General features: G+C 60.9%; 24 protein-coding genes and 1 pseudogene. 11 read left to right on the top strand and 14 right to left on the bottom strand.

Annotated features, from left to right (window positions below):
• Complete coding sequence (locus ACVW0Y_RS12450) at positions 1–1,323, bottom strand: aminotransferase class III-fold pyridoxal phosphate-dependent enzyme (RefSeq protein WP_457438644.1); 1,323 nt, start codon at positions 1,321–1,323, stop codon at positions 1–3.
• 303 nt (positions 1,324–1,626) lie between these two features.
• On the opposite strand from ACVW0Y_RS12450, the gene ACVW0Y_RS12445 reads away from it, so the two are divergent.
• Complete coding sequence (locus ACVW0Y_RS12445) at positions 1,627–2,418, top strand: aldolase (RefSeq protein ID WP_457438643.1); 792 nt, start codon at positions 1,627–1,629, stop codon at positions 2,416–2,418.
• A 94-nt stretch (positions 2,419–2,512) separates the two neighbouring features.
• Here ACVW0Y_RS12445 and urtE read toward each other — a convergent pair whose 3' ends face one another.
• The 7 genes and pseudogenes from urtE to ACVW0Y_RS12410 all read right to left on the bottom strand — a co-directional run.
• Entirely contained in the window at positions 2,513–3,211 is a 699-nt protein-coding gene (gene urtE, locus ACVW0Y_RS12440) for an urea ABC transporter ATP-binding subunit UrtE (RefSeq protein ID WP_457438642.1), read from the bottom strand.
• Positions 3,212–3,317: 106 nt separating this feature from the next.
• Positions 3,318–4,178 (bottom strand): urea ABC transporter ATP-binding protein UrtD, encoded by an 861-nt coding sequence (urtD, locus tag ACVW0Y_RS12435; RefSeq protein WP_457438641.1) that lies wholly within the window; start codon positions 4,176–4,178, stop codon positions 3,318–3,320.
• Positions 4,178–5,257, bottom strand: coding sequence for an urea ABC transporter permease subunit UrtC (gene urtC, locus ACVW0Y_RS12430; RefSeq protein WP_457438640.1), 1,080 nt, complete (start codon positions 5,255–5,257; stop codon positions 4,178–4,180). Before urtC ends, urtD begins: the two co-directional genes overlap by 1 nt.
• Positions 5,254–6,837 (bottom strand): urea ABC transporter permease subunit UrtB, encoded by a 1,584-nt coding sequence (urtB, locus tag ACVW0Y_RS12425; protein ID WP_457438639.1) that lies wholly within the window; start codon positions 6,835–6,837, stop codon positions 5,254–5,256. The genes urtC and urtB overlap by 4 nt, the downstream gene beginning before the upstream one ends.
• A gap of 207 nt (positions 6,838–7,044) precedes the next feature.
• Positions 7,045–8,313: an urea ABC transporter substrate-binding protein gene (urtA, locus tag ACVW0Y_RS12420; protein WP_457438638.1), complete on the bottom strand. Its 1,269-nt coding sequence runs from the start codon at positions 8,311–8,313 to the stop codon at positions 7,045–7,047.
• A gap of 560 nt (positions 8,314–8,873) precedes the next feature.
• Complete coding sequence (locus ACVW0Y_RS12415) at positions 8,874–9,737, bottom strand: methyl-accepting chemotaxis protein (RefSeq protein WP_457438697.1); 864 nt, start codon at positions 9,735–9,737, stop codon at positions 8,874–8,876.
• Positions 9,729–10,499 (bottom strand): annotated as a pseudogene (locus ACVW0Y_RS12410) (MCP four helix bundle domain-containing protein); the annotation flags it as partial. The gene ACVW0Y_RS12415 and the pseudogene ACVW0Y_RS12410, both read right to left, overlap by 9 nt.
• Before the next feature lie 169 nt (positions 10,500–10,668).
• Between ACVW0Y_RS12410 and ACVW0Y_RS12405 the strand changes: the two are divergent.
• The 3 genes from ACVW0Y_RS12405 to ACVW0Y_RS12395 all read left to right on the top strand — a co-directional run bounded on the left by ACVW0Y_RS12405 (position 10,669) and on the right by ACVW0Y_RS12395 (position 13,124).
• Positions 10,669–11,700: a class I SAM-dependent methyltransferase gene (locus tag ACVW0Y_RS12405; protein ID WP_457438637.1), complete on the top strand. Its 1,032-nt coding sequence runs from the start codon at positions 10,669–10,671 to the stop codon at positions 11,698–11,700.
• A 69-nt stretch (positions 11,701–11,769) separates the two neighbouring features.
• On the top strand, positions 11,770–12,468 hold the full coding sequence (locus ACVW0Y_RS12400) for a glutathione S-transferase N-terminal domain-containing protein (RefSeq protein ID WP_457438636.1): 699 nt from the start codon (positions 11,770–11,772) through the stop codon (positions 12,466–12,468).
• A gap of 122 nt (positions 12,469–12,590) precedes the next feature.
• Entirely contained in the window at positions 12,591–13,124 is a 534-nt protein-coding gene (locus tag ACVW0Y_RS12395) for an N-acetyltransferase family protein (protein WP_457438635.1), read from the top strand.
• Here the strand turns inward: ACVW0Y_RS12395 and ACVW0Y_RS12390 are convergent.
• A complete protein-coding gene (locus tag ACVW0Y_RS12390) occupies positions 13,121–13,963 on the bottom strand; it encodes a LysR family transcriptional regulator (protein WP_457438634.1) in 843 nt (280 codons plus the stop codon). The genes ACVW0Y_RS12395 and ACVW0Y_RS12390 overlap by 4 nt on opposite strands.
• Before the next feature lie 110 nt (positions 13,964–14,073).
• Between ACVW0Y_RS12390 and ACVW0Y_RS12385 the strand changes: the two genes are divergently transcribed.
• The 3 genes from ACVW0Y_RS12385 to ACVW0Y_RS12375 all read left to right on the top strand — a co-directional run bounded on the left by ACVW0Y_RS12385 (position 14,074) and on the right by ACVW0Y_RS12375 (position 16,270).
• Entirely contained in the window at positions 14,074–14,808 is a 735-nt protein-coding gene (locus tag ACVW0Y_RS12385) for a haloacid dehalogenase type II (protein ID WP_457438633.1), read from the top strand.
• 123 nt (positions 14,809–14,931) lie between these two features.
• Positions 14,932–15,816, top strand: coding sequence for a hypothetical protein (locus ACVW0Y_RS12380; protein WP_457438632.1), 885 nt, complete (start codon positions 14,932–14,934; stop codon positions 15,814–15,816).
• 163 nt (positions 15,817–15,979) lie between these two features.
• On the top strand, positions 15,980–16,270 hold the full coding sequence (locus ACVW0Y_RS12375) for a hypothetical protein (RefSeq protein ID WP_457438631.1): 291 nt from the start codon (positions 15,980–15,982) through the stop codon (positions 16,268–16,270).
• A 78-nt stretch (positions 16,271–16,348) separates the two neighbouring features.
• On the opposite strand, the gene ACVW0Y_RS12370 is transcribed toward ACVW0Y_RS12375, so the two are convergent.
• The 3 genes from ACVW0Y_RS12370 to creB form a co-directional block, all read right to left on the bottom strand.
• Positions 16,349–16,780 carry a CBS domain-containing protein gene (locus tag ACVW0Y_RS12370; RefSeq protein WP_108099151.1) on the bottom strand — a complete coding sequence of 144 codons (432 nt, stop codon included), beginning with the start codon at positions 16,778–16,780 and terminating at the stop codon, positions 16,349–16,351.
• 144 nt (positions 16,781–16,924) lie between these two features.
• Positions 16,925–18,352, bottom strand: coding sequence for a two-component system sensor histidine kinase CreC (gene creC / locus ACVW0Y_RS12365; RefSeq protein WP_457438630.1), 1,428 nt, complete (start codon positions 18,350–18,352; stop codon positions 16,925–16,927).
• Positions 18,352–19,029, bottom strand: a complete 678-nt coding sequence (creB, locus tag ACVW0Y_RS12360; protein ID WP_457438629.1) for a two-component system response regulator CreB — start codon at positions 19,027–19,029, stop codon at positions 18,352–18,354. The genes creC and creB overlap by 1 nt, the downstream gene beginning before the upstream one ends.
• 266 nt (positions 19,030–19,295) lie before the next feature.
• Here creB and ACVW0Y_RS12355 point away from each other — a divergent pair, with 266 nt between their 5' ends.
• Entirely contained in the window at positions 19,296–23,030 is a 3,735-nt protein-coding gene (locus tag ACVW0Y_RS12355) for a S6 family peptidase (protein WP_457438628.1), read from the top strand.
• 56 nt (positions 23,031–23,086) lie between these two features.
• Here the strand turns inward: ACVW0Y_RS12355 and rloA2 are convergent, their stop codons facing one another.
• Positions 23,087–23,587 carry a retropepsin-like aspartic peptidase RloA2 gene (rloA2, locus tag ACVW0Y_RS12350; protein ID WP_457438627.1) on the bottom strand — a complete coding sequence of 167 codons (501 nt, stop codon included), beginning with the start codon at positions 23,585–23,587 and terminating at the stop codon, positions 23,087–23,089.
• Between the two features lie 188 nt (positions 23,588–23,775).
• Between rloA2 and ACVW0Y_RS12345 the strand changes: the two genes are divergently transcribed.
• Positions 23,776–24,666 carry an acyltransferase gene (locus ACVW0Y_RS12345; protein ID WP_457438626.1) on the top strand — a complete coding sequence of 297 codons (891 nt, stop codon included), beginning with the start codon at positions 23,776–23,778 and terminating at the stop codon, positions 24,664–24,666.
• Here the strand turns inward: ACVW0Y_RS12345 and ACVW0Y_RS12340 are convergent.
• The gene (locus tag ACVW0Y_RS12340; RefSeq protein ID WP_457438625.1) at positions 24,663–25,235 is read right to left on the bottom strand and encodes a DUF2780 domain-containing protein; all 573 of its coding nucleotides are present in this window, start codon (positions 25,233–25,235) and stop codon (positions 24,663–24,665) included. The two genes, ACVW0Y_RS12345 and ACVW0Y_RS12340, sit on opposite strands and share 4 nt — an antisense overlap.
• Positions 25,236–25,374: 139 nt before the next feature.
• Between ACVW0Y_RS12340 and ACVW0Y_RS12335 the strand changes: the two genes are divergently transcribed.
• Both ACVW0Y_RS12335 and ACVW0Y_RS12330 read left to right on the top strand, forming a co-directional pair.
• Positions 25,375–25,716 carry an FKBP-type peptidyl-prolyl cis-trans isomerase gene (locus ACVW0Y_RS12335; RefSeq protein WP_457438624.1) on the top strand — a complete coding sequence of 114 codons (342 nt, stop codon included), beginning with the start codon at positions 25,375–25,377 and terminating at the stop codon, positions 25,714–25,716.
• 113 nt (positions 25,717–25,829) lie between these two features.
• Positions 25,830–26,576, top strand: a complete 747-nt coding sequence (locus ACVW0Y_RS12330) for a sulfite exporter TauE/SafE family protein (protein ID WP_457438623.1) — start codon at positions 25,830–25,832, stop codon at positions 26,574–26,576.

Below are 26,576 nucleotides of genomic sequence, written 5' to 3'. Positions count from 1 at the left end.
TTACCCAGCGTGATTCCTGGAAAACTCGCCAATCACTTGATCAAAAATCGCCAACGCCTGCGCCACCTGCTGGGGATTGACGATGCACGGCGGCACCACGTGAATGCGGTTTTCCACGATAAAGGTGAGCAGGCCACGGGCCTGGAACGCCGCTTTCATCTGCGCCATTACGGGCGGTGCCAGCGGGGTTTTCTTGACGCGGTCGCTGACCATTTCCAACGCCCAGAACAAACCAATACCGCGCGCTTCACCAATCAACCGGTGTTTGGCCGCCAGCGCCTTGAGGCCGGGGCCGAGGTATTCCTGGCCGATCATCCGCGCGTTGTCGACTATGCCTTCTTCGGCCATTACATCCAGGGTGGCGACGATGGCGGCCATGGCCAGCGGGTGGCCGGAGTAGGTCAGGCCACCGGGGAAGAAACGGTTGTCGTAGAACTCGGCAATCGGTTGGGAAATCATCACGCCACCGGCCGGTACGTAACCTGAGTTCACCCCTTTGGCGAAGCAGATCAGGTCCGGCACCACGTCGAAGTTATCCATCGCCAGCCAGGCACCGGTGCGGCCGAAGCCGGCCATCACTTCGTCGAGAATCAGCAGCATGCCGAACTCATCGCACAAGGCGCGCACGCCATTCAGGTAGCCCTTGGGCGGCACCAGAATGCCGGCAGTGCCCGGTACGCTTTCCATCAGAATCGCGGCGATGGAGTTCGGCCCCTGGCATTCGATCACGCGGCGCAGGTGTTGCAGCGCGCGTTCGCATTCTTCCCCTTCGGTGGTCGCGTAAAACTCGCTGCGGTACAGGTAGGGGTTGAAGAAGTGCACATGGCCACGGGCGAATTCATTCGGTACGCGGCGCAGGTCGCCGGTGGCGGCAATCGATGAGCCGGTGCTGCCGTGGTAGGAGCGGTAGGCGGAAAGAATCTTGTCGCGCCCGGTGAACTGGCGGGCCATGCGCATGGCGTTTTCATTGGCGTCGGCACCGGCGTTGGTGAAGAACACCTTGCTGAAGTTGCTGGGCGCGTGGGAGAGGATGCGTTTGGCCGCTTCTCCGCGCATCAGGTTGGCAGTGGCGGGTGCCACGGTCACCAGCGAGCCGGCTTGTTCCTGAATGGCCGCGATCACTTTGGGGTGCTGATGGCCGATGTTGGTGTTGACCAACTGGCTGCTGAAATCCAGGTATTGGTTGCCATCGTAGTCCCACAGCGTGCAGCCCTGGCCACCGGCGATCACCAGCGGGTTGAGGGTGCTCTGGATCGACCAGGAGTGGAACACAAACTGGCGGTCGAGGGCGTGGACGTATGCGTTGGTGATTTCGCTGCTCATGGCGGGCCTCAAACGGTCGGCGGTGGAATGGGGTCACCTTAGAAACAAACCCCGGCGTGGTCGTAGGGCCAGATGGGGGAAAAGGGTGGGCCAGGAACTGCAGTCTGTCTTTTGTGGGAGCGGCTTTAGCCGCGATGCCTTTGATTTTAAAAGCTCGCGGCTAAATCGGATGGCCGCCCTCCCACAATGATCGCGGCGGTTTGAGCAAAACTGGCTCATCGGAGCACTTCATCTGTCCCTACTACCGAGTGCCCCTAACCCCGCTAGTCTTGCCCCATCGCCCTCTACTCAGGAGTCGCCGCCATGGCCCACGCCTTCGAACTCAACCGCGCCCCCGCCGCCGACATACTGGCCGCCGACCTCAACACCCCGGCCATCCGCGCTGCCCGCATCGACTTGGCCGCCTGCTTTCGGATGGCGGCGCGGCTGGGCATGGGCGAGGGCATCTGCAATCACTTCTCGGTGGTGCTGCCGGGTCACCCCGAGCTATTTCTGGTCAACCCCTATGGTTTGGCATTTGCCGAAGTCACCGCCTCGTCGCTGCTGATCTGCGACTTCAACGGCCGTGTGGTGTTGGGCGAGGGCAAACCAGAAGCCACGGCGTTTTTTATCCACGCCCAATTGCACCGCCTCAACCCCCGTGCCACGGCGGCGTTCCATACCCATATGCCCAACGCCACGGCGCTGTGCATGCTCGAAGGCGAGCCCTTTGTCTGGGCCGGGCAGACCGCCTTGAAGTTCTACGAGCGGCTGGCCGTGGATGAGCACTACAACGGCCTGGCGCTGGACAATGCCGAAGGCGAACGTATTGCCCGCGCGGCTGGCAATGCCGATGTGCTGATGCTGAAAAACCACGGCCCGCTGGTGCTGGGGCCGAGCATTGCCGAGGCCTGGGATGATCTCTATTACCTGGAGCGCGCCGCCCAAGTGCAGCTCAAGGCCATGAGCAGCGGGCGGCCGCTGAAGGCCGTATCCCATGAGATTGCCAGCGCGGCGGGCAAGCAGATGTTGATCGGCAATGCAGAGAGTGCGCGATTGCATCTGGATAGCGTTAAACGGCAGTTGGCGAAGACGGAGGCAGAGTTCGCCTCGTAAACACCGACCCTGTAGGAGCGGCTTCAGCCGCGATGCTTTTCAACATCAAAGGCATCGCGGCTAAAGCCCCTCCCACAAGATTTTGTGTTGGCGTTTAAATCGCGACCAACCCGCGAACCCCATCGGCTTCCATGGTCTCGCCACGCCCCTGCTGCACAATCTCGCCGCGGGACATCACCAGGTACTGGTCGGCCAGTTCGGCGGCAAAGTCGTAAAACTGCTCCACCAGCAGAATCGCCATATCGCCACGGGCGGCGAGCTTTTTGATCACCACGCCGATCTCTTTGATCACCGAGGGCTGAATACCTTCGGTGGGTTCGTCGAGGATCAGCAGGCGCGGGTTACTGGCCAGCGCCCGGCCGATCGCCAGCTGTTGTTGCTGGCCGCCGGACAGGTCGCCGCCGCGGCGTTGTTTCATTTCCTTGAGCACCGGGAACAGCTCGTAGATAAACGCCGGCACTTCTTTGGCCTGTGAGCCGGGAAAGCGCGACAGGCCCATCAGCAGGTTTTCTTCCACTGTAAGCCGGCCGAAGATTTCCCGGCCTTGCGGTACATAGGCAATACCGGCGTGCACGCGCTGGTGCGGCTTGAAGGTGGTGATGGCGTTGCCTTCCCATTGCACCGCGCCTTCCTTGGACGGAATCAGGCCCATCAGGCATTTCAACAGGGTGGTTTTGCCCACGCCGTTGCGGCCCAGCAGGCAGGTGACTTCGCCCACTTTGGCCTCGAACGACAGCCCGCGCAGGATATGGCTGCCGCCATAGAACTGATGAAGCTTTTCAACTTGCAACATAGCGATGTCCTTTGCACGCCCTCGTAGGAGCGGCTGTAGCCGCGATGCTGTAGATCTTGAAAAGCATCGCGGCTACAGCCGCTCCTACGGGGTATTTGTAGGTGGCTCAGCGCCCCAGATAAACCTCAATCACCCGCTCATCTGCCTGCACGTCGGCCAGCGACCCTTCGGCCAGCACGCTGCCCTGGTGCAGTACGGTGACGTGGTCGGCGATGGAGCCGACAAAGCCCATGTCGTGCTCGACCACCATCAGCGAGTGCTTGCGCGCCAGGGATTTGAACAGCTCGGCGGTGAATTCGGTTTCGGCGTCGGTCATGCCCGCCACCGGCTCATCCAGCAGCAGCAGTTGCGGGTCCTGCATCAGCAACATGCCGATTTCGAGAAACTGTTTCTGCCCGTGGGAGAGCAAGCCGGCGGTGCGATTACGCGAGCTTTCCAGGCGGATGGTGGTGAGCACTTCGTCGATCCGCTCGCGCTGTTCGCCATTGAGCCTGGCGCGCAGGCTGGCCCATACCGACTTGTCGGTTTTCAGCGCCAGTTCGAGGTTTTCAAACACGCTCAGGGCTTCGAATACCGTGGGTTTCTGGAACTTGCGGCCAATACCGGACTGGGCGATCTGTACCTCGCTCATCCGCGTCAGGTCGAGGGTTTCGCCGAAGTAGGCCTTGCCGTTGTCGGGGCGGGTCTTGCCGGTGATCACGTCCATCATGGTGGTCTTGCCGGCGCCGTTGGGGCCGATGATGCAGCGCAGCTCGCCGACGCCAATGTACAGGCTGAGGTTGGTCAGGGCCTTGAAGCCGTCGAAGCTGACGTTGATATCTTCCAGGGTCAGGATGGTGCCGTGGCGCACATCCAGGCCCTCGCCAGCGGCGCGGCCAAGGCCCAGCGCATCGCGGCTGGTGCCGGCGTCGCTATTGGGATTGTAAGCAGGCTCGAGCATAAATTCGGGTACCGGAGTGGCGCGCATTATTGTTCCCCCTTTTTGCGCAGCAGGCCGATCACGCCCTTGGGCAGATACAGCGTCACCAGGATAAACAAGGCCCCCAGGGCGAACAGCCAATACTCGGGAAAGGCCACGGTGAACCAGCTCTTCATGCCGTTGACGATACCGGCACCAAGGATCGGCCCAATCAGGCTGCCGCGCCCGCCAAGGGCCACCCACACTGCCGCTTCGATGGAGTTGGTCGGCGACATTTCGCTGGGGTTGATGATGCCCACCAGCGGCACATACAGCGCCCCGGCCAGACCACAGAGCACCGCGCTCAACACCCAGATAAACAGCTTGTAGCCGCGTGGGTCGTAGCCGCAGAACATCAGGCGGTTCTCGGCATCACGCAGCGCCGTCAGCACCCGGCCGAACTTGCTTTTGGCCAGACGCCAGCCCAGCAGCAGACTGACGAAAAGCAGCGCGACGATGGCCAGAAACAATGCCGTGCGCGTGCCTTGCGCGGTGATATCAAAGCCCAGAATGGTGCGGAAGTTGGTAAAGCCGTTGTTGCCGCCGAAGCCGGTTTCGTTGCGGAAAAACAGCAGCATGCCGGCGAAGGTCAGGGCCTGGGTCATGATCGAGAAGTACACGCCCTTGATCCGCGAACGGAAGGCGAAGAAACCGAATACCAGGGCCAATAAACCAGGCGCCAGCACCACCAGGCACAGGGCCCAGAGAAAATGCTGGGTGCCGGCCCAGTACCAGGGCAGTTCGCTCCAGGACAGAAACACCATGAATGCCGGCAGGCCATCGCCGGCGCTTTCACGCATCAGGTACATGCCCATGGCATAACCGCCCAAGGCGAAAAACAGGCCATGGCCGAGGGACAGCAAACCGGCGTAACCCCACACCAGATCCAGGGCCAGGGCAACGATGGCGTAGCAAAGAATCTTGCCCACCAGGGTCAGGGTGTAGGCCGACACTTGCAGCGGGTTGTCCGCCGGCAACAGGTGCAGCAACGGCAGAATGATCAGGACGGCGAGCACCACGGCAGCGATGCCGAGGGTCAGTTTCGGGCCGGCTTTCTGCGCCAGCGTAAGGCTGATTGGCTGGTTCAATCGATCACCCGACCTTTAAGTGCAAAGAGGCCCTGCGGACGCTTCTGAATAAACAGAATGATCAAGGCGAGGATAAGGATCTTGCCCAGTACGGCGCCGATCTGTGGTTCGAGAATCTTGTTGGCGATGCCCAGGCCAAAGGCGGCCATCACACTACCGGCCAACTGGCCGACACCGCCGAGCACCACCACCAGGAACGAGTCGATGATGTAGCTCTGGCCAAGGTCCGGGCCGACGTTGCCGATCTGGCTCAGGGCTACGCCGCCCAGACCGGCGATACCTGAGCCGAGGCCGAAGGCGAGCATGTCCACACGGCCGGTGGGCACCCCGCAGCAGGCAGCCATATTGCGGTTCTGGGTGACGGCACGGACGTTGAGGCCCAGGCGGGTTTTGTTCAGCAGCAGCCAGGTCAGCACCACCACAAACAAAGCGAAGCCGATGATCACCATACGGCTATACGGCAGCACCAGATTCGGCAGCACCTGCACGCCGCCCGACAGCCAGGCCGGGTTGGCCACTTCCACGTTCTGCGCGCCGAACAGCACGCGCACCAGTTGAATCAGGATCAGGCTGATACCCCAGGTGGCCAGCAGGGTTTCCAGCGGACGACCGTAGAGGTGGCGGATCACCGTGCGCTCCAGGGCCATACCGATGGCAGCGGTGACAAAGAACGCTACCGGCAGCGCCACCAAGGGGTAGAGCGCCAGCGCCTCGGGAGCGAAGCGTTGAAAAAGGATCTGCACCATATAGGTGGAGTAGGCACCGAGCATCAGCATTTCGCCGTGGGCCATATTGATCACCCCGAGCAGGCCGAAGGTGATCGCCAGGCCAAGGGCCGCCAGCAGCAGAATCGAGCCCAGAGACAAACCGCTGAAGGCCTGCCCCAGCAACTCGCCGAACAGCAGCCGGCGTTTAACCTGCGCCAGGCTGGTTTCGGCGGCGGTGCGCACGCTGGCATCGGTTTCTACCGCCGGGTCGAGCAGGGTTTCCAGGCGGGTGCGGGCCAGGGGGTCGCCGGTTTCACCCAGCAGGCGCACCGCGGCCAGGCGAATCGCCGGGTCGGCGTCGATCAACTGCAGGTTGGCCAGGGCCAGAGAGAGCGCGTCGCGCACCGTGTCGTCGTCTTCACTGGCCACGCGCGCATTGAGCAATTCCAACTGCGCCGGCTTGGCACTTTTCTGCAGTTGCTGCGCGGCGGCCAGGCGCACGGCCGGCTGTTTATCCAGCAGCAGGTGGCTGGCCTGGGCAGTGCCGATCAGGCCGCGCAGGCGGTTGTTCAATGGCAGTTTTTTCGGCGTTGCAGCCGGTTGCGCATCGCCACCTTCGGCGGCTTGCCAGCCACTGTCGGTCTGAATAAACGGCACCTTGTTGCTGTCGCTGGCCAGTTGGCCTTTTTGCAGGGCCTCGATCAGTGGCAAGCGCTTGGCATCGGGGTGGGCCGACCAGTCTTCCAGCAGGGTGGCCTGCTTGGCGGGGTTGGCGGCAACGAAATCGGCTGCATCGCCGGCCTGGGCAGTGGGTGCCAGGAGGGTGAGCAGCAGAGGAAGTAGGGGTAGAGAACGGAGCAGGGCAGTGAGCATAAGAGCGTCCTTGGAGATCGTGCCGGACGGGGGAGGGCAATGGGTGACGTGGACGCAACACCGTCGTCCCAGCGCAGGCTGGGACCCAGGTACGGAGATCGGTCGGCTGACACGGTTCCCCTGCACGATTCTGGGTTCCTGCCTGCGCAGGAACGACGGGGGTTGGGTGAGGGAATTCCTACTCAACCTACGTCCAGCACAATTGCCTTACTTCGACTTAACCGCGTAATCCGGCTTCTTGTCGTTACCCGGGATATACGGGCTCCATGGTTGAGCACGCACCGGACCTTCGGTCTGCCACACCACGTTGAACTGCCCGTTGTCCTGCACTTCGCCGATCATCACCGGCTTGTGCAGGTGGTGGTTGGTTTTGTCCATAACCATGGTGTAGCCGTCTGGCGAGACGAACTCCTGACCGGCCATGGCTTCACGCACTTTGTCGACATCGGTGGTGCCGGCCTTGTTGACGGCCTGGGCCCACATGTTGATGCCCACGTAGGTGGCTTCCATTGGGTCGTTGGTTACTGCGGTCTGGTAGTTCGGCAGGTTTTTGGCTTTGGCGTAGGCCTTCCAGCTGTCGACGAATTTCTTGTTGGTGGGGTTATCCACTGACTGGAAGTAGTTCCAGGCGGCCAGTTGGCCCACCAGTGGCTTGGTGTCGATGCCGCGCAGTTCTTCTTCGCCTACCGAGAAGGCCACAACCGGGGTCTCGGTGGCTTCGATGCCCTGGTTGCCCAGTTCCTTGTAGAACGGCACGTTGGAGTCGCCGTTAACGGTGGAGATCACCGCCGTTTTGCCACCGGCCGCGAACTTCTTGATGTTGGCCACGATGGTTTGATAGTCGCTATGACCGAAGGGGGTGTAGACCTCTTCGATGTCCTTGTCGGCCACGCCTTTGCTGTGCAGGAACGAGCGCAGGATCTTGTTGGTGGTGCGTGGGTAGACGTAGTCGGTACCCAGCAGGAAGAAGCGCTTGGCGGCGCCGCCGTCTTCGCTCATCAGGTATTCAACGGCCGGAATGGCTTGCTGGTTGGGCGCAGCGCCGGTGTAGAACACGTTCGGCGACATTTCTTCGCCTTCGTATTGCACGGGGTAGAACAGCAGGCCGTTGAGTTCTTCGTAAACCGGCAGCACCGATTTGCGCGATACCGAGGTCCAGCAACCGAAGGTTACTGCCACTTTGTCCTGGGTCAGCAGCTGGCGGGCTTTTTCCGCGAACAGCGGCCAGTTGGAAGCCGGGTCAACCACCACGGGCTCAAGCTTTTTACCGAGCACGCCACCTTTGGCGTTGATCTCGTCGATGGTCATCAACGCCATGTCTTTCAGCGAAGTTTCGGAAATGGCCATGGTGCCGGACAGCGAATGCAGAATGCCGACCTTGATGGTTTCGGCAGCTTGCAGGCTGTACGGGAACAGGCCACTGAGCAGCAGGGTACTGGCGGCGAGGGTAGCTTTGAGGAACGGGCGGCGTTTCATCGGGGGAAGCTCCTGGGCGGTCCGTGCACATCACTGATGGAAGGCAGATTGGTTCTTATCGGTTGGCGTAGCAGGCGAGGTATGCAACCTGCTCGCGTCAAAGCAATGGCAGCATCCGTGCCAAATCGCGCAAACCGCGTGTTGCTGCGGTTGACCGCCCTCTCAGGTTTTCGTCTGTAGTGTTGCCTGCTCCGTATTGGTGCATTTTTCGTTGGTTTTTCCGGGTGCGGGCGCTTTTATGTTCTGTTTTGTCGCTTTCAGGACACAAGGCTGCGGATTTTCAGACATAAATGCCTGAAACAGAGGCGATAGAATTCAGCGCAAAGTGGCTTGTCAGCGCGGCTTTTCGCAGTTTTATCAAAGGTTTGTGGATGCTTTGCCAGCTGTTGCGCGGGCCGGGACGAAGTCCTGACGATGAAGGTGGGGTGAATTTCGACTTGCATGACTGTGTTTATATACAGTACTATTTTCTCCCCTCAAGGCCGGAACCTTCCCCAATTTCCGGCCGCCCCTGGGCAGCTCCTTGATCGAGCTGCCCTTTTTTTTGCCTGGCGTTTGCCTTACAGGGTAAAGCGATTCACCAAACCGTTGAGGTCCACCGCCAGGCGCGACAAGTCCTGGCTGGCGGCGCTGGTTTCATGGGCACCGGCCGAGGTTTGCTGGGCCAGATCGCGGATGTTCACCAGGTTGCGGTCAACTTCGCGGGCGACCTGAGCCTGTTCCTCTGAGGCACTGGCGATCACCAGGTTGCGCTCGCTGATATGGCTGATGGCGTCGGTGATCTCGGCCAACGCCGCACCGGCGGCGCGGGCCAGTTCCAGGGTGCTGTTGGCGCGATGGGTGCTGCTTTGCATGGCGCTCATGGCCTGGTCGGTACCCTGTTGGATACCGCTGATCATCTGCTCGATTTCCTGGGTCGATTGCTGCGTGCGGTGAGCCAGAGCGCGCACCTCATCCGCTACCACGGCAAAGCCGCGGCCGGCATCGCCAGCGCGGGCGGCCTCGATGGCGGCGTTAAGGGCGAGGAGGTTGGTCTGCTCGGCGATGGAGCGGATCACATCCAGCACCTTGCTGATATCGCGTACCTTGGTGGCCAGCTGTTCCACATGCTCCGACGTGCTGGAGACATCGCCGGCCAGGTCGCTGATGGAATTGACGGTTTTGTTTACCTGATCCTGGCCCAGGCGTGCGGTGCGGTCCGAGGCATTGGAGGCTTCCGAAGTGGCCACGGCATTGCGCGCCACCTCATCCACCGCAGTGGTCATCTCGTTGACGGCAGTGGCCGCTTGCTCGATTTCGTTGTTCTGCTGGTGCAGGCCACGGCTGGAATCTTCGGTCACCGCATTGAGTTCTTCGGCCGCCGAGGCCAACTGATCCGAGGACTGGGCGATATGGTGAATGGTGTCCTTTAGGCTTTGCTGCATGGCGCGCAGCGAGCCCAGCAACAGTGCCGGTTCATCGGTGCCATCGACCAGAATGGTGGTGGACAGATTGCCCTTGGCCACGGTGGCGGCAACGTCCATCGCCTGGGTCAGCGGATTGACGATACTGCGGGTCAGCAGCACCGCCAGCACGCCGGTCAGCGCAGCGGCCACCAGCATAAAGGCCAGCACCACCATCACGGCTGCGTCATAGGCTGCGGCGGATTTTTTCGCTTCGTTCGCAGCGCTCAGACGGTTGATCTCCATGAGCTTTTCCAGCTGGGTGCCGAGGCCATCGGAATAGGTCTTGTACTCGCCGGCAAGGAAGGCTTTCATCTCCTCGACCTGACCGGCGGTTGAGAGCTCGGCCAACTTGGCATTGGCTCTGTAGTAGTCATCGAGCATGGCTTTGAAGCTTTTGTACTGCTCGCGCTCTGCGCCCTCTGCGATCAACGGTTCGTAGCTGGCTTGCGCTTGGCGCAACTGCTCGGTCAAGTCCTTCTGGCGGCTGACCACGGCCGGCAGCTGTGTCGGTTCGCGTTCCACCACAAAGCGGAAGGCGATGATGCGCAGGCGCAGCATCTTTTCATTGATGGTGCCGAGCGCCGCATAGCTGGGCATGCTGTTTTCGTTGAGATCGACAGTGGTGGCGCGGATGTCTTTCATCTTGCCCAGGGCGAACAGTCCGAGCAGAACCACCAGTACTGCCACCAGGGAGAAGCAGAAGATGGCCCGTGGTGCGATCTTCAAACGGCGTAATAGCATGAGCGAAAACCTCGTGTTGTTTTGAGGACAGCTGCCGGCACCGCACACACCGCCCGCTTATACGAGGCTATCGTCAACGGGCCCGGGAACATGAGCCGGGTATTTCACCGCCTGTGGTCAGCGGTCTTTGCGTTTACACTGCGCCATCCCTGAATTACTGAAAATTTCTATGCCCAGCCAAGCCCTAGCCCGCCTGCATCAGCACCTGCTCACCGCCCTGCAGGGCGACCTCAGCGATGCTCACCGCCTGTTCCATGGCCGTGGTCTGCGCTGGCCGGGGCTGGAAGAAATCACCGTCGACTGGCTGCAGGGTGTGGTACTGGTGTGCCTGTTCCGCCAGCCTGGCGACAGCGAACTGACCGAGCTGCAGAGCATGTTGCTGACTCTGGCCCAAACGCCGGTCTGGCAGCGTGCGCAAGCGCACAGCCTGCTTGTGCAGCATCGCTACAAGGAAGGCGACGCAAAGCAGCCGGCGCTTAATTCGGGGGGCGCTGGCACTCCCGCTTCTCCTCAGAGTAGCCGTGCCGAATGGATTGTGGGTGGGCCGCACAGCGAGTGGCTGATCAGCGAAGACGGCCTGCGTTTTCAGCTCGATCTGGGCAACAAACAGAACACCGGTCTGTTCCTGGATATGCGCTACGGCCGCCGCTGGGTGCGTGAGCAGGCCGATGGCAAACGCCTGCTCAACCTGTTTGCCTACACCTGCGGGTTTTCCGTGGCGGCGCTGGCCGGGGGTGCCACTCAGGTGGTGAATCTGGATATGGCCAAGGCGGCCCTCAACCGCGGGCGCGACAACCATCGCCTGAATCAACAGGACCTCAGCCGCGTGAGCTTCCTCGGTCATGAGCTGTTCAAGTCGTGGAGTGCGGTCAAACGTTATGCCCCCTATGACCTGATCATCATCGACCCGCCGACCTTTCAGAAGGGCAGCTTTGCCCTGACCCAGGACTACGCCAAGATCCTCCGGCGTTTGCCGGACCTGCTCAACCCGGGCGGCCAGGTACTGGCCTGCGTCAACGATCCCCATATCGGCCCGGATTTTCTCCTTGCCGGCATGGCCGAGCACGCCCCGGCATTGCAGTTCGAAAGGCGCCTGGACAACCCGCCGGAGTTTGCCGATGTGCATGAGCACGGTGGGCTCAAGGCCCTGGTTTTCGCCTATCGCCCCGGGGTTGAAAACGCCATGACGGCAGAGGCGTAAAAGCCTTAATCTGCCTCGCTCGCTGGTTCTGAAACCAGCCGCTTTCTACTCAACAGCAAGGAACCCCGCATGCCTGACTTGTCCGCGTTTCCTATCACCGCTAAATGGCCGGCGCAGCATCCCGAGCGCATTCAGCTGTATTCGCTGCCCACCCCCAACGGCGTAAAAGTATCGATCCTGTTGGAAGAAACCGGCCTGGCCTACGAGGCGCACAAAGTGCGTTTCGAGCAGAACGATCAGCTGTCGCCGGAGTTTCTCTCGCTCAATCCGAACAACAAGATTCCCGCCATCATCGACCCCAATGGTCCTGACGGTAAGCCGCTGGAGCTGTTCGAGTCGGGTGCGATTCTGCTCTACCTGGCTGACAAGGCAGGCGCGTTTATTCCGCAGGATGCAGCGGGTCGCTACCAGACGATTCAATGGCTGATGTGGCAAATGGGCGGGGTCGGGCCGATGTTCGGCCAGCTCGGTTTCTTCAATAAATTTGCCGGCAAAGAGTACGAAGACAAACGCCCGCGCGACCGTTATGTCGGCGAAAGCAAACGCCTGCTGGGCGTGCTGGATCAGCGGCTGCAAGGGCGTGAATGGATCATGGGCAACGAGTACAGCATTGCCGATATCGCCACCTTTCCGTGGGTCCGCAACCTGATCGGCTTCTATGAAGCGGGTGATCTGGTGGGCATCAAAAACTTCCCGGAAGTGAACCGCGTGCTGGAAAAATTCTTGCAGCGGCCAGCGGTAATCAAAGGGCTGACTATTCCTCAGTGATCTGAAATGCAGAGCAAAGCTCGCGGCTGAAGCCCCTCCCACAGGGCACCTCGAATTCTGTGGGAGGGGCTTTAGCCGCGAGCTCTTGCGATCCCAAGCAGCTATTGAGCAAGAGCCTATTGATGAACAACGCTCCACTCGTTCGCGACGCCCGCGATGATGATATGCCCGCCGTACAAGCCATCTACGCCCACCACGTACTCACCGGCATCGCCAGCTTCGAACTGCAACCACCGACCCTGGAAGAGCTGCTGCGCCGCCGCGCCGACGTGCTGGTTAACGGCCTGCCGTATCTGGTGGCCGAACTGGACGGCGAGGTGGTCGGCTACGGCTACGCCACCCTCTACCGCCCGCGCCCGGCCTACGGCAATACCGTGGAAGATTCGGTGTATGTCCGCGATGGCATGGGTGGGCGTGGCATCGGCCAGGCGCTGCTGGCCGAGGTGATCGAGCGCTGCATTGCCAATGGCCGGCGGCAGATGGTGGCAGTGATCGGCAACAGCGAAAACCACGGCTCCATCGCCCTGCATACGCGTATGGGCTTTCGTCTGGTGGGGGTATTCGAGGCGGTGGGTTTCAAACATGGCCGTTGGGTCGACACGGTGCTGATGCAGCGCAGCCTGGGCGACGGCGCGCAAACCCTGCCCGGCGTTTAGGCTTGCATCACCTGGTCCTGCAGCAGGGCCAGTAATTCCCGCTGCAAGGCGGTTATCGCACCGCCAGCGCTGACCAGCGCCAGCTCGCTGGGTGCCAGGGCCGGCAAGTCGTCGCACAGCTGATGCGTAGCCAGCACGGCGCTGCTGGGCAGTACGGAAATGCCCAGCCCGGACGCCACCGCCGCCTGGATGCCAGTCAGGCTGTGGCTGCCAAAGGCGATACGCCAGCGGCGCTTGGCCTTGTCCAGGCTGCGGATCGCCCGCAGGCGGTAGATGCAGCCCTGGGGAAACAGCGCCAGTGGCAGGGGCTGCTCATCCAGCAGCGCCTGTTGGCCCTTCACCCACACCAGGGATTCCGGCCAACTGGCCAGGCATTCGCCCTGACCCGGCTCGCGTTTGATCAGGGCGATATCCAGTTCACCACTGGCCAGTTTGTGCTGCAGATCCGTGCTCATGCCGCTGACGGTTTCCAAGCGCGCCGCCGGCCGGGCCTGGGTAAAACCGGCAAGCAGGGCGGTCATGCGCTGGGTATCGAAGTCCTCCGGCACCCCCAGGCGCAGCGGCAGCAAAGTGCCTTCGCTGGCCAGCGCCTCCTCGGCTTCCTGGGCCAGCCCGAGCAGACGTCGGGCATATTGCGCCAGCAGTTCGCCCTGGGCAGTGGGCGTTACCTGGTTGCCGCTGCGGTCGCGCAGCAACAGGCTGTGGCCGACGCTTTCCTCCAGGCGCCGCACCTGTTGGCTGACTGTCGACTGGGTGCGATGCACCCGCTCGCCGGCGCGGGTAAAACTGCCTTCGTCGACCACGCACACCAGGGTTTTGAGCAGTTCGAGGTCGAGCATGGCGGTTACCTGCTTATTTGAATTGGCACTGAGTGGTAGAGGTTAATTTAATTTAACACTATCAAAAAGGGCTCCTATGCTGGCCGCCTATTCTCTTCTGGAGCTGCGCCATGCCCCTTGAAACTCCGTCCCGCGAAAACAAGTCCCTTGAAGCCCTGCCACGGCCGTTGTGGCTGACCTTCGATTGCTACGGCACCTTGATTCAATGGGACGAGGGGCTGCTGCTGGCGGTGGAAAAAATGCTCAGCAAGCATTCCGGTCATCAGATCGAGCCGCGGCGGTTTATCGAGGTTTACGACCACCACGAACATGCGCTGGAGCAAACTCCGCCGCATCGCTCGTTTCGCCAGGTAACCCGCGAGGGGTTGCGCTTGGCCATGGAGCAGCTGGGGCTGCCGTCCAGCCCGGCCGATGGCGAGCTGCTGGCCGATAGCATCGCGGCGATGCCGCCCTTTGCCGAAGTGCCGGCTGCCCTGGCGCGTCTCAAGCACATGGGCTTTCGCCTGTGCATTGTTTCCAACACGGACGACGACATCATTGCCGGCAATGTGGCGCAACTGGGCGGCCATATCGACCGGGTGATCACCGCGCAGCAGGCCGGTGCCTACAAGCCGGCACCGCGGCTGTTTGACTATGCCCATGAACAACTCGGGGTCAGCCGCGAGCAGGTGGTGCACATCTGCGCCAGCCCCCATCTGGACCACGCCGCCGCCCGCGATATGGGCTTTCGCTGTGTGTGGGTGGATCGCGGCACCGGCCGCCAATTGCTGCCCGACTATCGCCCCGACGCCACGGTTTTCACCCTCGATCAGGTGCCGGATATGTTCCAGACCCTGGGTTGGTAGCGGGCTGCCAAACCGCCGGCTAAGGAAAAAGCCTGAACGAAATAACGCCCCTCACACTCAAGTTTTATAGGCCCCAGGAAAAACCAAAGGGGCTATCAAGCTCACAGGGTGAGGAAAACAATAATGCTCAATTCAGACGCTTACGTTGCTGCCTTGGATGAATCGTCTACCGCTTCCGGGGTTTCCTGGGCGGCGGTATTCGCAGGGGCTGTCGCCGCCGCGGCATTGTCCCTGATCCTCTTGTTGCTGGGCTCGGGCCTGGGCTTCGCCGCTGTTTCACCGTGGGCCGACAAAGGCTTGAGCGCGCAAGGCCTGGGAATTTCGGCGATTATCTGGCTGGCCTTTACGCAGCTGATTGCAGCCGCCATGGGTGGCTACCTGGCCGGTCGTCTGCGCAAGCGTTGGACGACGCTGCACAACGACGAGGTGTACTTTCGCGACACCGCCCATGGCTTTTTGGCCTGGGGTGTAGCGACGCTGGTAACCGCCTCCTTGCTGGTGGGTTCGGTCAGCAGCCTGGTGAGCGGTACCGCTCAGGTCAGCGCGACCCTGGCAACCAGCCCGGCAACCGCGCAGGTCGCCGAAAGCAATAACGACACTTACTTTATCGACAGCCTGTTCCGTGACAGCCGTGCCGCTCCGGTGACTTCCGACGCCGCCCACGACGTTGCCGCGCGTATCGTCGCCCGCAACCTGGCGAGCGATAGCGGCGCATTGAATACGCAAGACCGTGCCTACCTGGCGCAACTGGTGGCGCAACGTACCGACCTGAGTCAGGCCGATGCCGAGGCCCGTGTCGACAAGATTTACGGTGAGGCACATCAGGCCGTTGTCGACCTGAAAGTCGCTGCTGATGCCGCCAAAAAAGCTGCCGCTCATGCGACGCTGTGGATGTTTGTCGCGCTGCTGATCGGTGCCTTCGTCGCCGCGTTCACCGCCATCTACGGTGGTCGTCAACGTGATGCTGTGGTGATCGTCGAAGATCGTCGCACCGTGCCTGTTCGCTAACCGCCCCCGCAAACAAGGAGAACAACATGCCTGCCATTCTGCTCTGGTTACTTGGTGTGCCAATCCCGCTCATCATCCTGCTTATTCTTGTTTTCTAAGCGCTGGTTCTGTTTGAGAGGGTCTGGCCGCTGCGCCAGTCCCTTTCTTTGAAAGGAGTTCTTTTATGGCTACCCCCACTATTCATTACAAAACCGCTGGGCACCTGGCCTGTGGCCGTGACAGCCACCTGCCGTCCAGCACCGAACTCGCGCGGGTTAAATGCCGCACCTGCCGCAACACAGAGGCATTCAAAACTGCCCGTAAAGACACTCGCAACGCGGCCCGCCGCGCTGCCCGTAAAGCCAAGGCCACGCATAGCTCAATGGATTGGCGCGCCGCCTGGCGTGAACAGTTGGCCGCGCTGCCTGGGCAGAATCGCCTGCCGCGTGGCTTCGCCAGTCAGCCGTTCGTATAACGCGCAGGCGTTGGAATAATTCGGGCCCGGCAGGTAACTGTCGGGCCCGTTTTGTTTGGCGGGAGGGGTGGGGCCGGTTTATTCGCCGCGAATGTATTGTTCGAGGTGGTTAATCAGGCTTTCCTGCTCGGAGATGATGTCTTTCACCAGGTCGCCAATGGACAGCAGGCCGATCACTTTGCCGTCTTCGAGCACCGGCAGATGGCGCAGGTGGCCGTCGGTCATCAGTTGCATGCAGTGGCGGTTGCCTTCTTTGGGGCTCACCGTGATCACCTTGGCGGTCATGATTTCGCTGACCTTGGCCGACGAGTCGCGTTCCAGCATGGCGATCTTGCGCACGTAGTCGCGCTCACTGACGATGCCCACCAGCTCGCCCAGCTCAGTCACCAGCAAGGCGCCGATGCCCAGCTCGCCCATCAGTTTCACTGCCTCGAGCACCGAGGTGTCGGGGCTGACGCTGAAAATGCTGTTCCGGGTTTTCGCTTTGAGGATTTCCGCGACGGTTTTCATACCCTGACTCCTGTGGCTTCTTCTTGTTATAGCAGTGGCTATCACGTTTAGTGCCAACAGCACGGGCTACGGGCACCCGGGCAGTCGCTGAGACACTATTGAACAGGCTTTGCAGAGCGGTTACAGCGCTGAAAACGGCTTCTGCTAGTGCGCCAGCGGCAGGCTCAAACGAACCTCGACTCCACCGGCGACGTTGCCAATGGTTATAGCACCGCCATGCAGGCTGGCCACTTCCTGCACAAAGTTGAGGCCCAGACCGGTGCTCTTGCGCCCGCTGTGTGGGCGCGGCAGGGAGTAGAAACGTTCGGTCAGACGGGACAGCGCATAGTCGGGAATCGGCGCGCACTGGTTGAACACGCTCAGGGTCAGCACGTCGTCCTGCCGCTCGGCGCTAAAGCGCAATTCGCCACCTGCCGGGGTGAAGTCCAGAGCGTTATCCAGCAGATTGGCCAGCGCCTGCTGCAGCAGAAAACGTTCGCCCAGCACATGCACCTCGGCCGGCACCTGATTGGCCACCTGCAGTTGCCCACTCAGCAGACGTGCCGTCTGCGCCTGCAATTGCTCATCCAGCAGGGCCCGCAGCGGCAGCGGCACGCGCTCGTCCAGCCCCTGGCGTTGTTCCACCAGGGCCAGGTTGAGCAGGCGTTCGATCAGCCGTTGCAGGCGCGCACTTTCGGTCTGGATATTGCCAACGAAACGCTGGCGCTGCTCGCTGGGCATCTCGCCCTCGAGCAACTCCGCCGCGCCACGAATCGCCGCCAGCGGGCTTTTCAATTCGTGGGTCAGGGTGTGCACATAGCGCTCGACGTACGCCTTGCCTTCCAGTTCGCTGCGCATATGTTCCAGGGCTTCGGCCAGCTGCTTCAGCTCACCGCCCTGCAAGGCTGGCAATGGACTGCGTTCGCCGGCCGAGACCGCCTGGGCATAGTCGGTGAGGCGGCGCAGCGAGGCGCTCAGCCACCAGGACAACAAGCCGCCAGCCAGCAGGCCAAGAAAGATCAGCCCGGCACCGAACCAGGCCAGGCGTTTCTGCGAGCGCTCGATATAGGGCTGCAAGGTGCGACTCGGTTTGCTTACCGAGACCACGCCGATGATCTTGCCCTGCTCCTTGATCGGCGCAGCCACGTACATCACCGAGGTTTCCGGGTCTTGCGGATCTTCACGGGTGGAGCGCGCGCCGTACTCGCCGCGCAGGGTCAGGTACACATCGTTCCAGCGCGAGTAATCCTGGCCTACCGCTTCGCCACTGGAATCCACCAGCACCTTGCCCTGGGCGTCGGTGATGTAAATGCGGTGGCTGACCTCGCCTTTGGTCATGCCCCAGATCTGCGCGAGCGGCTGACGTTGGCCGTAGGCCTGGAAACGCTCCTGCCAGTGTTCCTGGGTGAGGCGGCCGCTGCGCAGGTCATCGCGCAACAGCTCGGCCAACAGGTTGGCGGTGTCCACCAGGGTTTCTTCGGTGGTCTGGCGTACGCCGGGACGGATTTCGTCCATCACCGTGCTCAGCACAAACCAGCCGGACAGGCCGACGAACACAAAGTAGACGAGGAAAATCCGGATCCCGAGCGGCATCAGTCCACCTTGATGCTGTAGCCCAGACCGCGATGGGTCTGGATCGGCTCGGCATTCGCCGCTATCTGGCGCAGCTTGGCGCGCAGGCTTTTGATATGGCTGTCGATATTGCGCTCGTAGCCGGCCTCGGCCGCCACCCCGGCGGCATCCAGCAACTGCTCGCGGCTGAACACCCGCAGCGGCTGCGCCAGCAGGGTTTGCAGCAGGCGGAACTCATGGCGGGTAAGGCCGAGCAGTTGGCCCTGGTAGTGAATCTGGAAGCGCTCGGCATCCACCGCGAACAGGCCGGCCGCCGCTGGTGCCGGCAGCGCGCGTGGTTGCATGCGCTTGAGAATGGCCTTGACCCGTGCCGCCACCTCGCGGGGGCTGAAGGGCTTGGTGACGTAGTCGTCAGCACCGATTTCGAGGCCCACCACACGGTCGATCTCGGCATTGCGTGCGGTAAGAAAAATCACCGGCACCTCGGAGAAACGCCGCAGCTGCTTGCAGGCCTCGAAGCCGGTCATATCAGGCAGACCGACATCGAGAATCAACAGATCGGCGGGGGAGTGTTGCTGATAGGCCAGGGCGTCACCGGCCAGGGTCAGCCAGTGGGTGCTGTAGCCCTCGCTTTGCAGGGCGTAGATCAGGGTGTCGGCGATCGCCGCTTCGTCTTCCACCAACAAGATATGGGGCATGGGCTTCCCGCCACGAGACACAGGTGCGAAAGCCTGCTGGAGCAGGGAAGGGGCGTCAAGCAACGAAAGGCGTAAACCAATAAAGACAGGGAAGCATCGGAGGTCTAACCCCCTAGCTCGGTATTTAAATAAGACTCGAGATAAGTGGTTTCTGATCAGTCCTACATGATAACGCCAGTGCATCAATAAAATCGCTTGCCTTCTCTTATGAACTTCACGTCGCTGAGTGCGAGAGCTTGGCGAGCGAGTTCTTTCAAGGTGTAAAAATGCACGCTGAACAATTTAAACAGTCTGCTCTGGCGTTAATCATTAGTAGCATTTTTTCGCAGTTCGCCCAGTCCGGTACAGTGCGTGATGATATCGATTACATGACCTATCGGAACTTTGCGGAAAATCGTGGATTATTCCGCCCCGGCGCAACCGATATTTCAATCTACTTCAAAGATGGCAGCCTGGCGGGCACGCTGGACAAGGCGCCGATGCCCGACTGGTCATCGGCGGTACTTACCGCCAAATCCATACTGGTCTCGCCGCAATACACGCTTTCAGCCACCCATAACGGCAGCATGGTCAACCTGGTTGCCTTTGGTTATTCGCAGCCCTTCAATACTACCGATACGCGCATATATAACTACCAGGTCGTGGCGCGCAATCCGCAGCCGGGAATGCGCGACACGGTAACGCCTCGCCTTAATAAGTTGGTAACCGAAGTTTATGCCATGCCGATTTATACCGGAGCATGGGCGGACTTGACCGATAAAAGCCGCTTCCCGATCTTTTATCGTGAAGGCAACGGCTATCAATATGTGCAGTCAGCGGATGGTACTAAAACGATTATTCCTGATACGCCGGGCGTTACCCGATATCGGACCGGCGGGATATTCAATACCGTCCGCTATTACCCAGGCACCAATATTCTTAATACCGTGGAATCCAGAGATGTGCTCAATAACTTGCATCTGCCTCTGCCAATTACCACCGAGGCTGGCGATAGCGGCTCGCCGCTTCTGGTATGGGATGCGGTGGAGAAAAGATGGTTGGTGCTGGCATCGCTGCTCGGTGTGTCGGGTAAGGCGAGTACCTATAACCTGATTTCCGCAGCGTTGTTTGACCAGTTGAAGAACAGCAATAGCGACCCGGATGTGCTGGACAGTGACCTCAATCAAACCATCAACTGGAATAGCTCCGCGCTTGAACAAGGCACCAGCAGCTGGCTTTGGCATGGTCCTGACGCCTCCCTTGTTGACGACACCACCACAGCGCTGAACGGCGGCAAGGATCTGGCCTTTAACGGTCTTGGCGGCACTATCGTTCTCAATCAGGACGTGGACATGGGCGCTGGGTCATTAACCTTCAACAACGACTACACCCTGAAAGCCGCCGCGGCACAAACCTGGAAAGGTGGCGGGGTTACGGTTAACAGCGACAAAACCCTGACCTGGCAAGTCAACGGGGTAAAGGGCGATAGCTTGCACAAGCTGGGAACAGGCACCTTGCTGATCAATGCCCAAGGCATCAATCCGGGCGAGCTCAGCGTAGGCGAGGGCACGGTCATTCTGGATCAACGCGCCGATGCCAATGGCAATGTTCAGGCGTTTTCCCTTGTGGATATCGTCAGCGGCAGACCCACTGTGGTGCTGCACGATGCCGGCCAGATAGATACCCACAACCTGTACTTTGGCTTTCGCGGTGGTCGCCTGGATATCAATGGCAACGACCTGAGCTTTAGTCACGTTCACCACGTCGATGGTGGCGCGCAGATCGTCAACCACGCGAGCGGTGCAGCAGCAACCCTCAGCGTGTCGGGTTATCGACTCGCCGATATCCCCCTGTTGAATTGGGATACCCAGGGCAACAAAGGCATTGGCAACGATCTGTTCAGCTATAAACGCGGTGCCATCACCCAGTATTTCGCGCTCAAGGCGACAGGCAGCTACGGTTTTTTCCCTACCAATGCCACCAGCAACGCCCAATGGGAGTATCTCGGCACCGATGAAACCCTTGCGAAACAAACCATTTTTTCCCGCCGTTATGCGCTCGATTACTACCTGGGCAAGTTGGGAGAGGACGATCCGCAACGGCTCAATGGTGCCTTGAACTTCACCTATAACCCGGAGGTTTCCGAGGCGTTGCTCAACCTGCAGGGCGGCTCGAACCTGAACGGTACCTTGAGTATCCAGAAGGGCACGCTGCTGTTGTCCGGCTACGCCCAGCTGAATGCCGATGGCACCTTGTACGGCTGGGACAGTAGCGACTATCTGGCGACTGCTACCGATGTCGGCAGCAATGCGACGTTACAGCTGGGTAATTACGCGCGCTTGCTGAGCAACCTCAGCGCTGCGGCAGGTAGCGTTATTTCGCTGGGTGCCGTGGATGCCACGCTAAGCAGCGACAGTCGCAGTTGGACCCAGTCATGCATTTTGTTCGGCGCGCTGGTTTGCCAGCCCGCGACCACCACCGATACCACCCCGGCCAGCCTGCTCAGGGGCAATGTGCAATTGCTGGATAACGCCGCCATGATCGTCGGCAACGGAGTGGTTGAGGGCGCGGTGCAGGGCAGTGCGTTGTCGTCGATGACCCTGGGCAGCAAAGGCTTATGGCTGATGCGCGATGACAGCCAGATCGGCGCACTGCGCATGCTGTCGGGATCTCGCGTTGCGCTGAATGCAGACAGCTCCGGCGTTGGTTACCGGCGTCTGGATATCAAAGGTGATCTGCTAGGTAGCGGCACCTTCAGCCTGAGCGTGGATCTGAACCGCGGGGTGGGCGACTCCCTGGCCCTTTATCAGGGTGGCAGCGGCAGTTTCTTCCTGGACGTAAATCCCATCGCCGCTGCCGCTTCGCCCACGGCCGTTAACCACCTGGGCCTGGTTTATCTGCAGAGCTCGCAGGCCGACTACAGCAACCTGCGCTTCAATCTGCCGACTGGTTACCTGGACAGCGGCAACTACCGTTATCAATTGCGCGACAGCGGCAGGCAATCCTGGGAGTTATACAACCCGCTGGCAGCGCAGACTCCAACCCCGGTAACCCCTACGCAGCCGCCCGCGCCTGCCGAGCCGGCGGTACCGCAAGTCCCGGCAAGCGCGGAAAACGCCATCAAGCAAAACGACTGGACCAGTCGGCGCACCAACGCCCTGTTATCGGATGATGCGGCGCGTTTCACGGCGGTGGTCGGGCAGATGGCCGGCCTGCAGGATCATCTGACAGAAGTGGCACCACAGAGCAGTGGGTTATGGACGGACGTGCGGCACAGCCAGCGGCAATTCGATAACTCACAAGTGCGTGACTGGAACCAGTACGTCACCTCCACATGGCTGGGTGCCGATAGCGCGGCGGCGACCCGATACGGCGATTTGCTGCTGGGTATCGCCGCGGCACAGGGCAGCGCCTCGTCGGCCTATGCGCAAGGCGACAAAGGCGACGACAGGCTGTACAGCGCAATGACCTATGCCAAGTTGTACCTTCCGAGCAATCTGTGGCTGGGCGCATCGCTGGGCACCCACCATTACCGAACCAGGCTGCAAAACTCGGTCAGCGCCAAGCAATCGGGGGGCATGAATACGGGCGCTCTGGCGACAGGCTATCGCTGGCAAATGGGCGGCTTTGGCATTCAACCGTCGTTGAGCGCAACCCTGATTGACGCGGGCGCGCAATCCTACAAGGTCGCCGATGCCGGGGCGGTGAAAGCGCCGGCTTCGACCAACCTCCAGTATCAGACTGGGCTGTTGGTGGATCGTACGTTCCTGCAAACGCCCGGCGCTGCGCTACGCGGCTTCGCCTCGCTTGGGTATGTGCTCAATAGCGATAAACAGGACACCGCGCAGATTGCCGATGCGGCGTTCATCAGCCGTCGCTACAACAACCTGACGACCAGCGATCTGGGCATGGAGCTGATGCTGGGGCACGCCCTGCAAACCAGCGCTCGTATGGGGTATTCCCAAGGCGAAGAGCGGGGTTCGGAGGTAACCGGCAGCCTGAGCCTGAAGTGGCTCTGGTAAGCGCTGCCGTCTGCCGCGCCGCGGCTAAACAGCCGCGGTATTGCGCTGCGAGGTGCTTAGCACTGCGGCTTGCCAGCGGTAAAGCGCCGCGCCGGATTTACCGCCGCATCGAATTCACGCAGGGCTTTGGCACCGATCAGCAGGGGGTAGTTGAAGCTACTGCGGTCGGTGAGATTGACCTCGATGACGCGGCTGACCCCGTCCATACACATGCGCATGGCCACCACTGGGCGCTTGGCAACTTCGGTACTTTCTTCGCCATCTTCCTCGTCGGAGCGGCTTTTGATTTTGCTGATACGCGCCACTTTGTGCTCATAGAGCTTGTCGTCGGCCTCTTTGGTGGCGAGGCGAAAACGCACCCAGTCTTCACCGTTTTTCTTGAACAACTCGATGTCCTTGGCGGACAGCGATGCGGTCAGAGCGCCGGTGTCCATCTTGGCTTTGAAGGTTTGGTCCAGCTCGGGAAGCTTGATGTATTCGTAGCGGCCATAAACGGTGGGTTCGGCGGCCAGAACGGGCAGTGCCAGCAGCGCTAGCAGGGCAATAAGCGGTTTCACGGGGCAGGTCTCTCCAGGCAGTAAAGGGGCTGCGTAAGGGTGAACAAAAGCCCTTAATACAGGCAATGGGGTGAAGAAAATGTAGCCGGTGAAGCAAAAGACTGTGTCGGCCAAACGTCCAGCCAGCGACTTGGAAGGCTCGCCAGGGCTGATTATCATTGACCGCCTGCGCTTAGTTAGGAGCCTTCATGCGCCGCTTGCTCACCGGTATGACCGTCGCCTCACTGCTTTTGCTCAACACATTGCTGTTGATCGGCCCGTTGATGATTCTGGGCCTGCTCAAGCTGATTTTGCCTGGCAAGCTCAGGGCCGCCTGTTCCGCCGGGGTGGTGTGGATTGCCGAAACCTGGTCGGACATCGACAAATTCATCTTCGCCCTCTGCCTGCCCACCGTCTGGGAAATCCGTGGCGACAATGAGCTGCGCATGGATCGCTCCTATCTGATGATCAGCAACCACCAATCCTGGGTGGATATTCCCGCGCTGATGCAGGCCTTTAACCGCAAGGCACCGTTCTTCAAGTTCTTTCTGAAAAAGGAATTGCTCTGGGTGCCGCTGCTGGGGCTGGCCTGGTGGGCGCTGGACTACCCGTTTATGAAGCGCTACTCCAAGGCTTATCTGGCCAAGCACCCGGAAAGGGCTGGGCAAGACCTGCTGATTACCCAACAAGCCTGCGAAAAATTCCGCAACCTACCAGTGAGCGTGGTCAATTACCTGGAAGGCACCCGCTGCACGCCGGCCAAACAGGCCGAGCAGCAGTCACCCTATAAACACCTGTTGAAACCCAAGGCCGGTGGCGTGGCCTTTGTGCTGGCCAGCCTGGGCGAACAGCTGGACGCCATTCTCGATATCACCGTGTTCTACCCCGGCGAGCGCATCCCCGGTTTCTGGGATCTGCTCTGTGGGCGTGTGCCCAAGGTGGTGGTGGATATCCAGACGCTGCCGATGGACCCGGCTCTGTGGCAGGGCGACTACCAGAACGACCCACAGTTTCGCGTGTATATGCAGAGCTGGATTTCCCAGCGCTGGGCGCAGAAGGATGCCCGCCTCAGCGCCATGAAGGCCGAAAGCCTGGCTTAACTCGCGGGCTTCCACAGACTGCCGAGGTTGCCCAACAGCGAACCGCCGACGCCCTGCTGACCGAGGTACTGCAACAGCAGTGGGGCGAATTGGCCGATCATGCCGCTGTCCATGCCCAGGGCACCGAAGGCGGCGCTAAGGTCTTGCGGGTTGTTCACATTGGCCACGGCGGCGGTGGCCTGCGGGCTCACCGGTTTGCCCGCCGACTTGCCCAACAGGCCGCTGAGCGAGCCCAACTGGGCCAGGCCGTTGGCCCCTTCGAACTTTTCCAGGCCCGGTACGGTTTGAGTCAGCTGGCTGTACTCATTGTTCGGCAGTTGATTCTTCGCCAGCCCCAGCATCGCCCCGGTACCGCCCACCGCTTGCTGCGGGGTGACCTTCAACTGCTTGAGCGCTGCCAGCAGCTGCAGGTTCTGTGGGTTGCTCAACAAGGCCGCCGAGGCGTCGCCGCCCTTATCGCCCTGGCTGGCGGAATACAGACTGGCGGCATCATTCAAGTTGAACGCAAACGCCTGGCAACTCAGCACAGACAACGCAGCAAGCAGAACCAGGCGGCGGGGAGCAGACATCGGGGGAAACCTCAGCGGGAAAGTAAGTGAGCGGTTGGACTTGGGAGAACCGGTGATGTTCCCAAGCGCCCGCGATTATCACGTAGGGTGCGTTCTGCGTACCATGCCCCTAACGCCGAAAGCGATTGAGAAACGAGCAATGAGCGAAGAACTGCAGATAGAAGACCTGGTGATCGGCGCTGGCAAAGCCGCCGTCAAAGGCGCCCTGATCACCACCCAGTACCGCGGCTTTCTCGCGGACGGCAGCGAGTTCGATTCCTCGTTTGCGCGGGGCAAAGCCTTCCAGTGCGTAATCGGCACCGGGCGGGTGATCAAGGGATGGGATATCGGCCTGATGGGTATGCAGGTCGGCGGCAAACGCAAACTGTGGGTGCCGGCACAGCTGGCCTATGGCGAACGCGGCATGGGTTCGCGGGTGCCGGCCAATGCCAATCTGCTGTTTGAGATCGAGTTGCTGGAAGTGCTGACGCGCGACGACTGAGCTCGCCCTATACGCCGGCATGGCAGCCGCGTGAAGCCCTGCGGCGATGGTCTAACCCTTGATCTTGAGCGGTGGCGGTTATACTGCCGGCCTTTGTGAGTGGAGACGGTGCTGTGCTGGATATCGCGATGTACGTTGTTCTCGGTATGGCCATGGGCACCTTGGGGGGCTTGTTCGGGATCGGTGGCGGGCTGGTCACCATTCCGATTCTGGGGGTGCTGTTCAACCTCGATCAGCAGATGGCCCAGGGCACCGCGTTGCTGATGGTGTTGCCCAATGTGCTGCTGGCGCTGTGGCGCTATAACCAGCGCAACCGTGTGGTGCCGCGCAATGCCCTGATGCTGATCGTGCCGAGCTTCTGTCTGGCCTGGCTGACCTCGCTGTTCGCCGTGCGCCTCGATCCGCAGATCATGCGTGTGGCCTTTGTCGGCTTTCTGCTGGTGCTGGTGCTGTTCAACCTGGCGCAGATGTTCTGGCACAAACCCACGGGTGAGCGGCAGCTGCGTTATGAAAATCGCCTGTGGATATTGGGTGCCGCTTCCGGGGTTACCGGCGGCCTGTTCGGCGTGGGCGGCGGGGTGGTGGCGACGCCGCTGCTGACCAGCGTGTTCGGTGCCAGCCAGGTGGTGGCTCAGGGGCTGGCGCTGGCGCTGGCGGCACCGTCCACCGGCATCACCCTGGTCACTTACGCTGTGCACCACCACGTCAACTGGGCCATGGGCATTCCCCTGGCGGTGGGCGGTTTGCTCAGTATCAGCTGGGGTGTGCGCCTGGCCCATGCTTTGCCGGAACAGGTGTTGCGCGCACTGTTCTGTGTCTTTTTGCTAGTGTGCGGCGCACTGCTGTTACTTAAGGTCTGA

The organism is Pseudomonas sp. TE3786, from assembly GCF_054057335.1.
The sequence above is the reverse complement of the archived record's forward strand: the minus strand, read 5'-3'. Positions and strand labels throughout refer to the sequence as shown.

Excerpts from the sequence above, each read along its gene's own strand:
- ACVW0Y_RS12450 (WP_457438644.1), bottom strand. The coding sequence starts at position 1,323 with ATGAGCAGCGAAATCACCAACGCATACGTCCACGCCCTCGACCGCCAG.
- ACVW0Y_RS12445 (WP_457438643.1), top strand. The coding sequence starts at position 1,627 with ATGGCCCACGCCTTCGAACTCAACCGCGCCCCCGCCGCCGACATACTG.
- urtE (WP_457438642.1), bottom strand. The coding sequence starts at position 3,211 with ATGTTGCAAGTTGAAAAGCTTCATCAGTTCTATGGCGGCAGCCATATC.
- urtD (WP_457438641.1), bottom strand. The coding sequence starts at position 4,178 with ATGCGCGCCACTCCGGTACCCGAATTTATGCTCGAGCCTGCTTACAAT.
- urtB (WP_457438639.1), bottom strand. The coding sequence starts at position 6,837 with ATGCTCACTGCCCTGCTCCGTTCTCTACCCCTACTTCCTCTGCTGCTC.
- urtA (WP_457438638.1), bottom strand. The coding sequence starts at position 8,313 with ATGAAACGCCGCCCGTTCCTCAAAGCTACCCTCGCCGCCAGTACCCTG.
- ACVW0Y_RS12415 (WP_457438697.1), bottom strand. The coding sequence starts at position 9,737 with ATGCAGCAAAGCCTAAAGGACACCATTCACCATATCGCCCAGTCCTCG.
- ACVW0Y_RS12405 (WP_457438637.1), top strand. The coding sequence starts at position 10,669 with ATGCCCAGCCAAGCCCTAGCCCGCCTGCATCAGCACCTGCTCACCGCC.
- ACVW0Y_RS12400 (WP_457438636.1), top strand. The coding sequence starts at position 11,770 with ATGCCTGACTTGTCCGCGTTTCCTATCACCGCTAAATGGCCGGCGCAG.
- ACVW0Y_RS12395 (WP_457438635.1), top strand. The coding sequence starts at position 12,591 with ATGAACAACGCTCCACTCGTTCGCGACGCCCGCGATGATGATATGCCC.
- ACVW0Y_RS12390 (WP_457438634.1), bottom strand. The coding sequence starts at position 13,963 with ATGCTCGACCTCGAACTGCTCAAAACCCTGGTGTGCGTGGTCGACGAA.
- ACVW0Y_RS12385 (WP_457438633.1), top strand. The coding sequence starts at position 14,074 with ATGCCCCTTGAAACTCCGTCCCGCGAAAACAAGTCCCTTGAAGCCCTG.
- ACVW0Y_RS12380 (WP_457438632.1), top strand. The coding sequence starts at position 14,932 with ATGCTCAATTCAGACGCTTACGTTGCTGCCTTGGATGAATCGTCTACC.
- ACVW0Y_RS12375 (WP_457438631.1), top strand. The coding sequence starts at position 15,980 with ATGGCTACCCCCACTATTCATTACAAAACCGCTGGGCACCTGGCCTGT.
- ACVW0Y_RS12370 (WP_108099151.1), bottom strand. The coding sequence starts at position 16,780 with ATGAAAACCGTCGCGGAAATCCTCAAAGCGAAAACCCGGAACAGCATT.
- creC (WP_457438630.1), bottom strand. The coding sequence starts at position 18,352 with ATGCCGCTCGGGATCCGGATTTTCCTCGTCTACTTTGTGTTCGTCGGC.
- creB (WP_457438629.1), bottom strand. The coding sequence starts at position 19,029 with ATGCCCCATATCTTGTTGGTGGAAGACGAAGCGGCGATCGCCGACACC.
- ACVW0Y_RS12355 (WP_457438628.1), top strand. The coding sequence starts at position 19,296 with ATGCACGCTGAACAATTTAAACAGTCTGCTCTGGCGTTAATCATTAGT.
- ACVW0Y_RS12345 (WP_457438626.1), top strand. The coding sequence starts at position 23,776 with ATGCGCCGCTTGCTCACCGGTATGACCGTCGCCTCACTGCTTTTGCTC.
- ACVW0Y_RS12340 (WP_457438625.1), bottom strand. The coding sequence starts at position 25,235 with ATGTCTGCTCCCCGCCGCCTGGTTCTGCTTGCTGCGTTGTCTGTGCTG.
- ACVW0Y_RS12335 (WP_457438624.1), top strand. The coding sequence starts at position 25,375 with ATGAGCGAAGAACTGCAGATAGAAGACCTGGTGATCGGCGCTGGCAAA.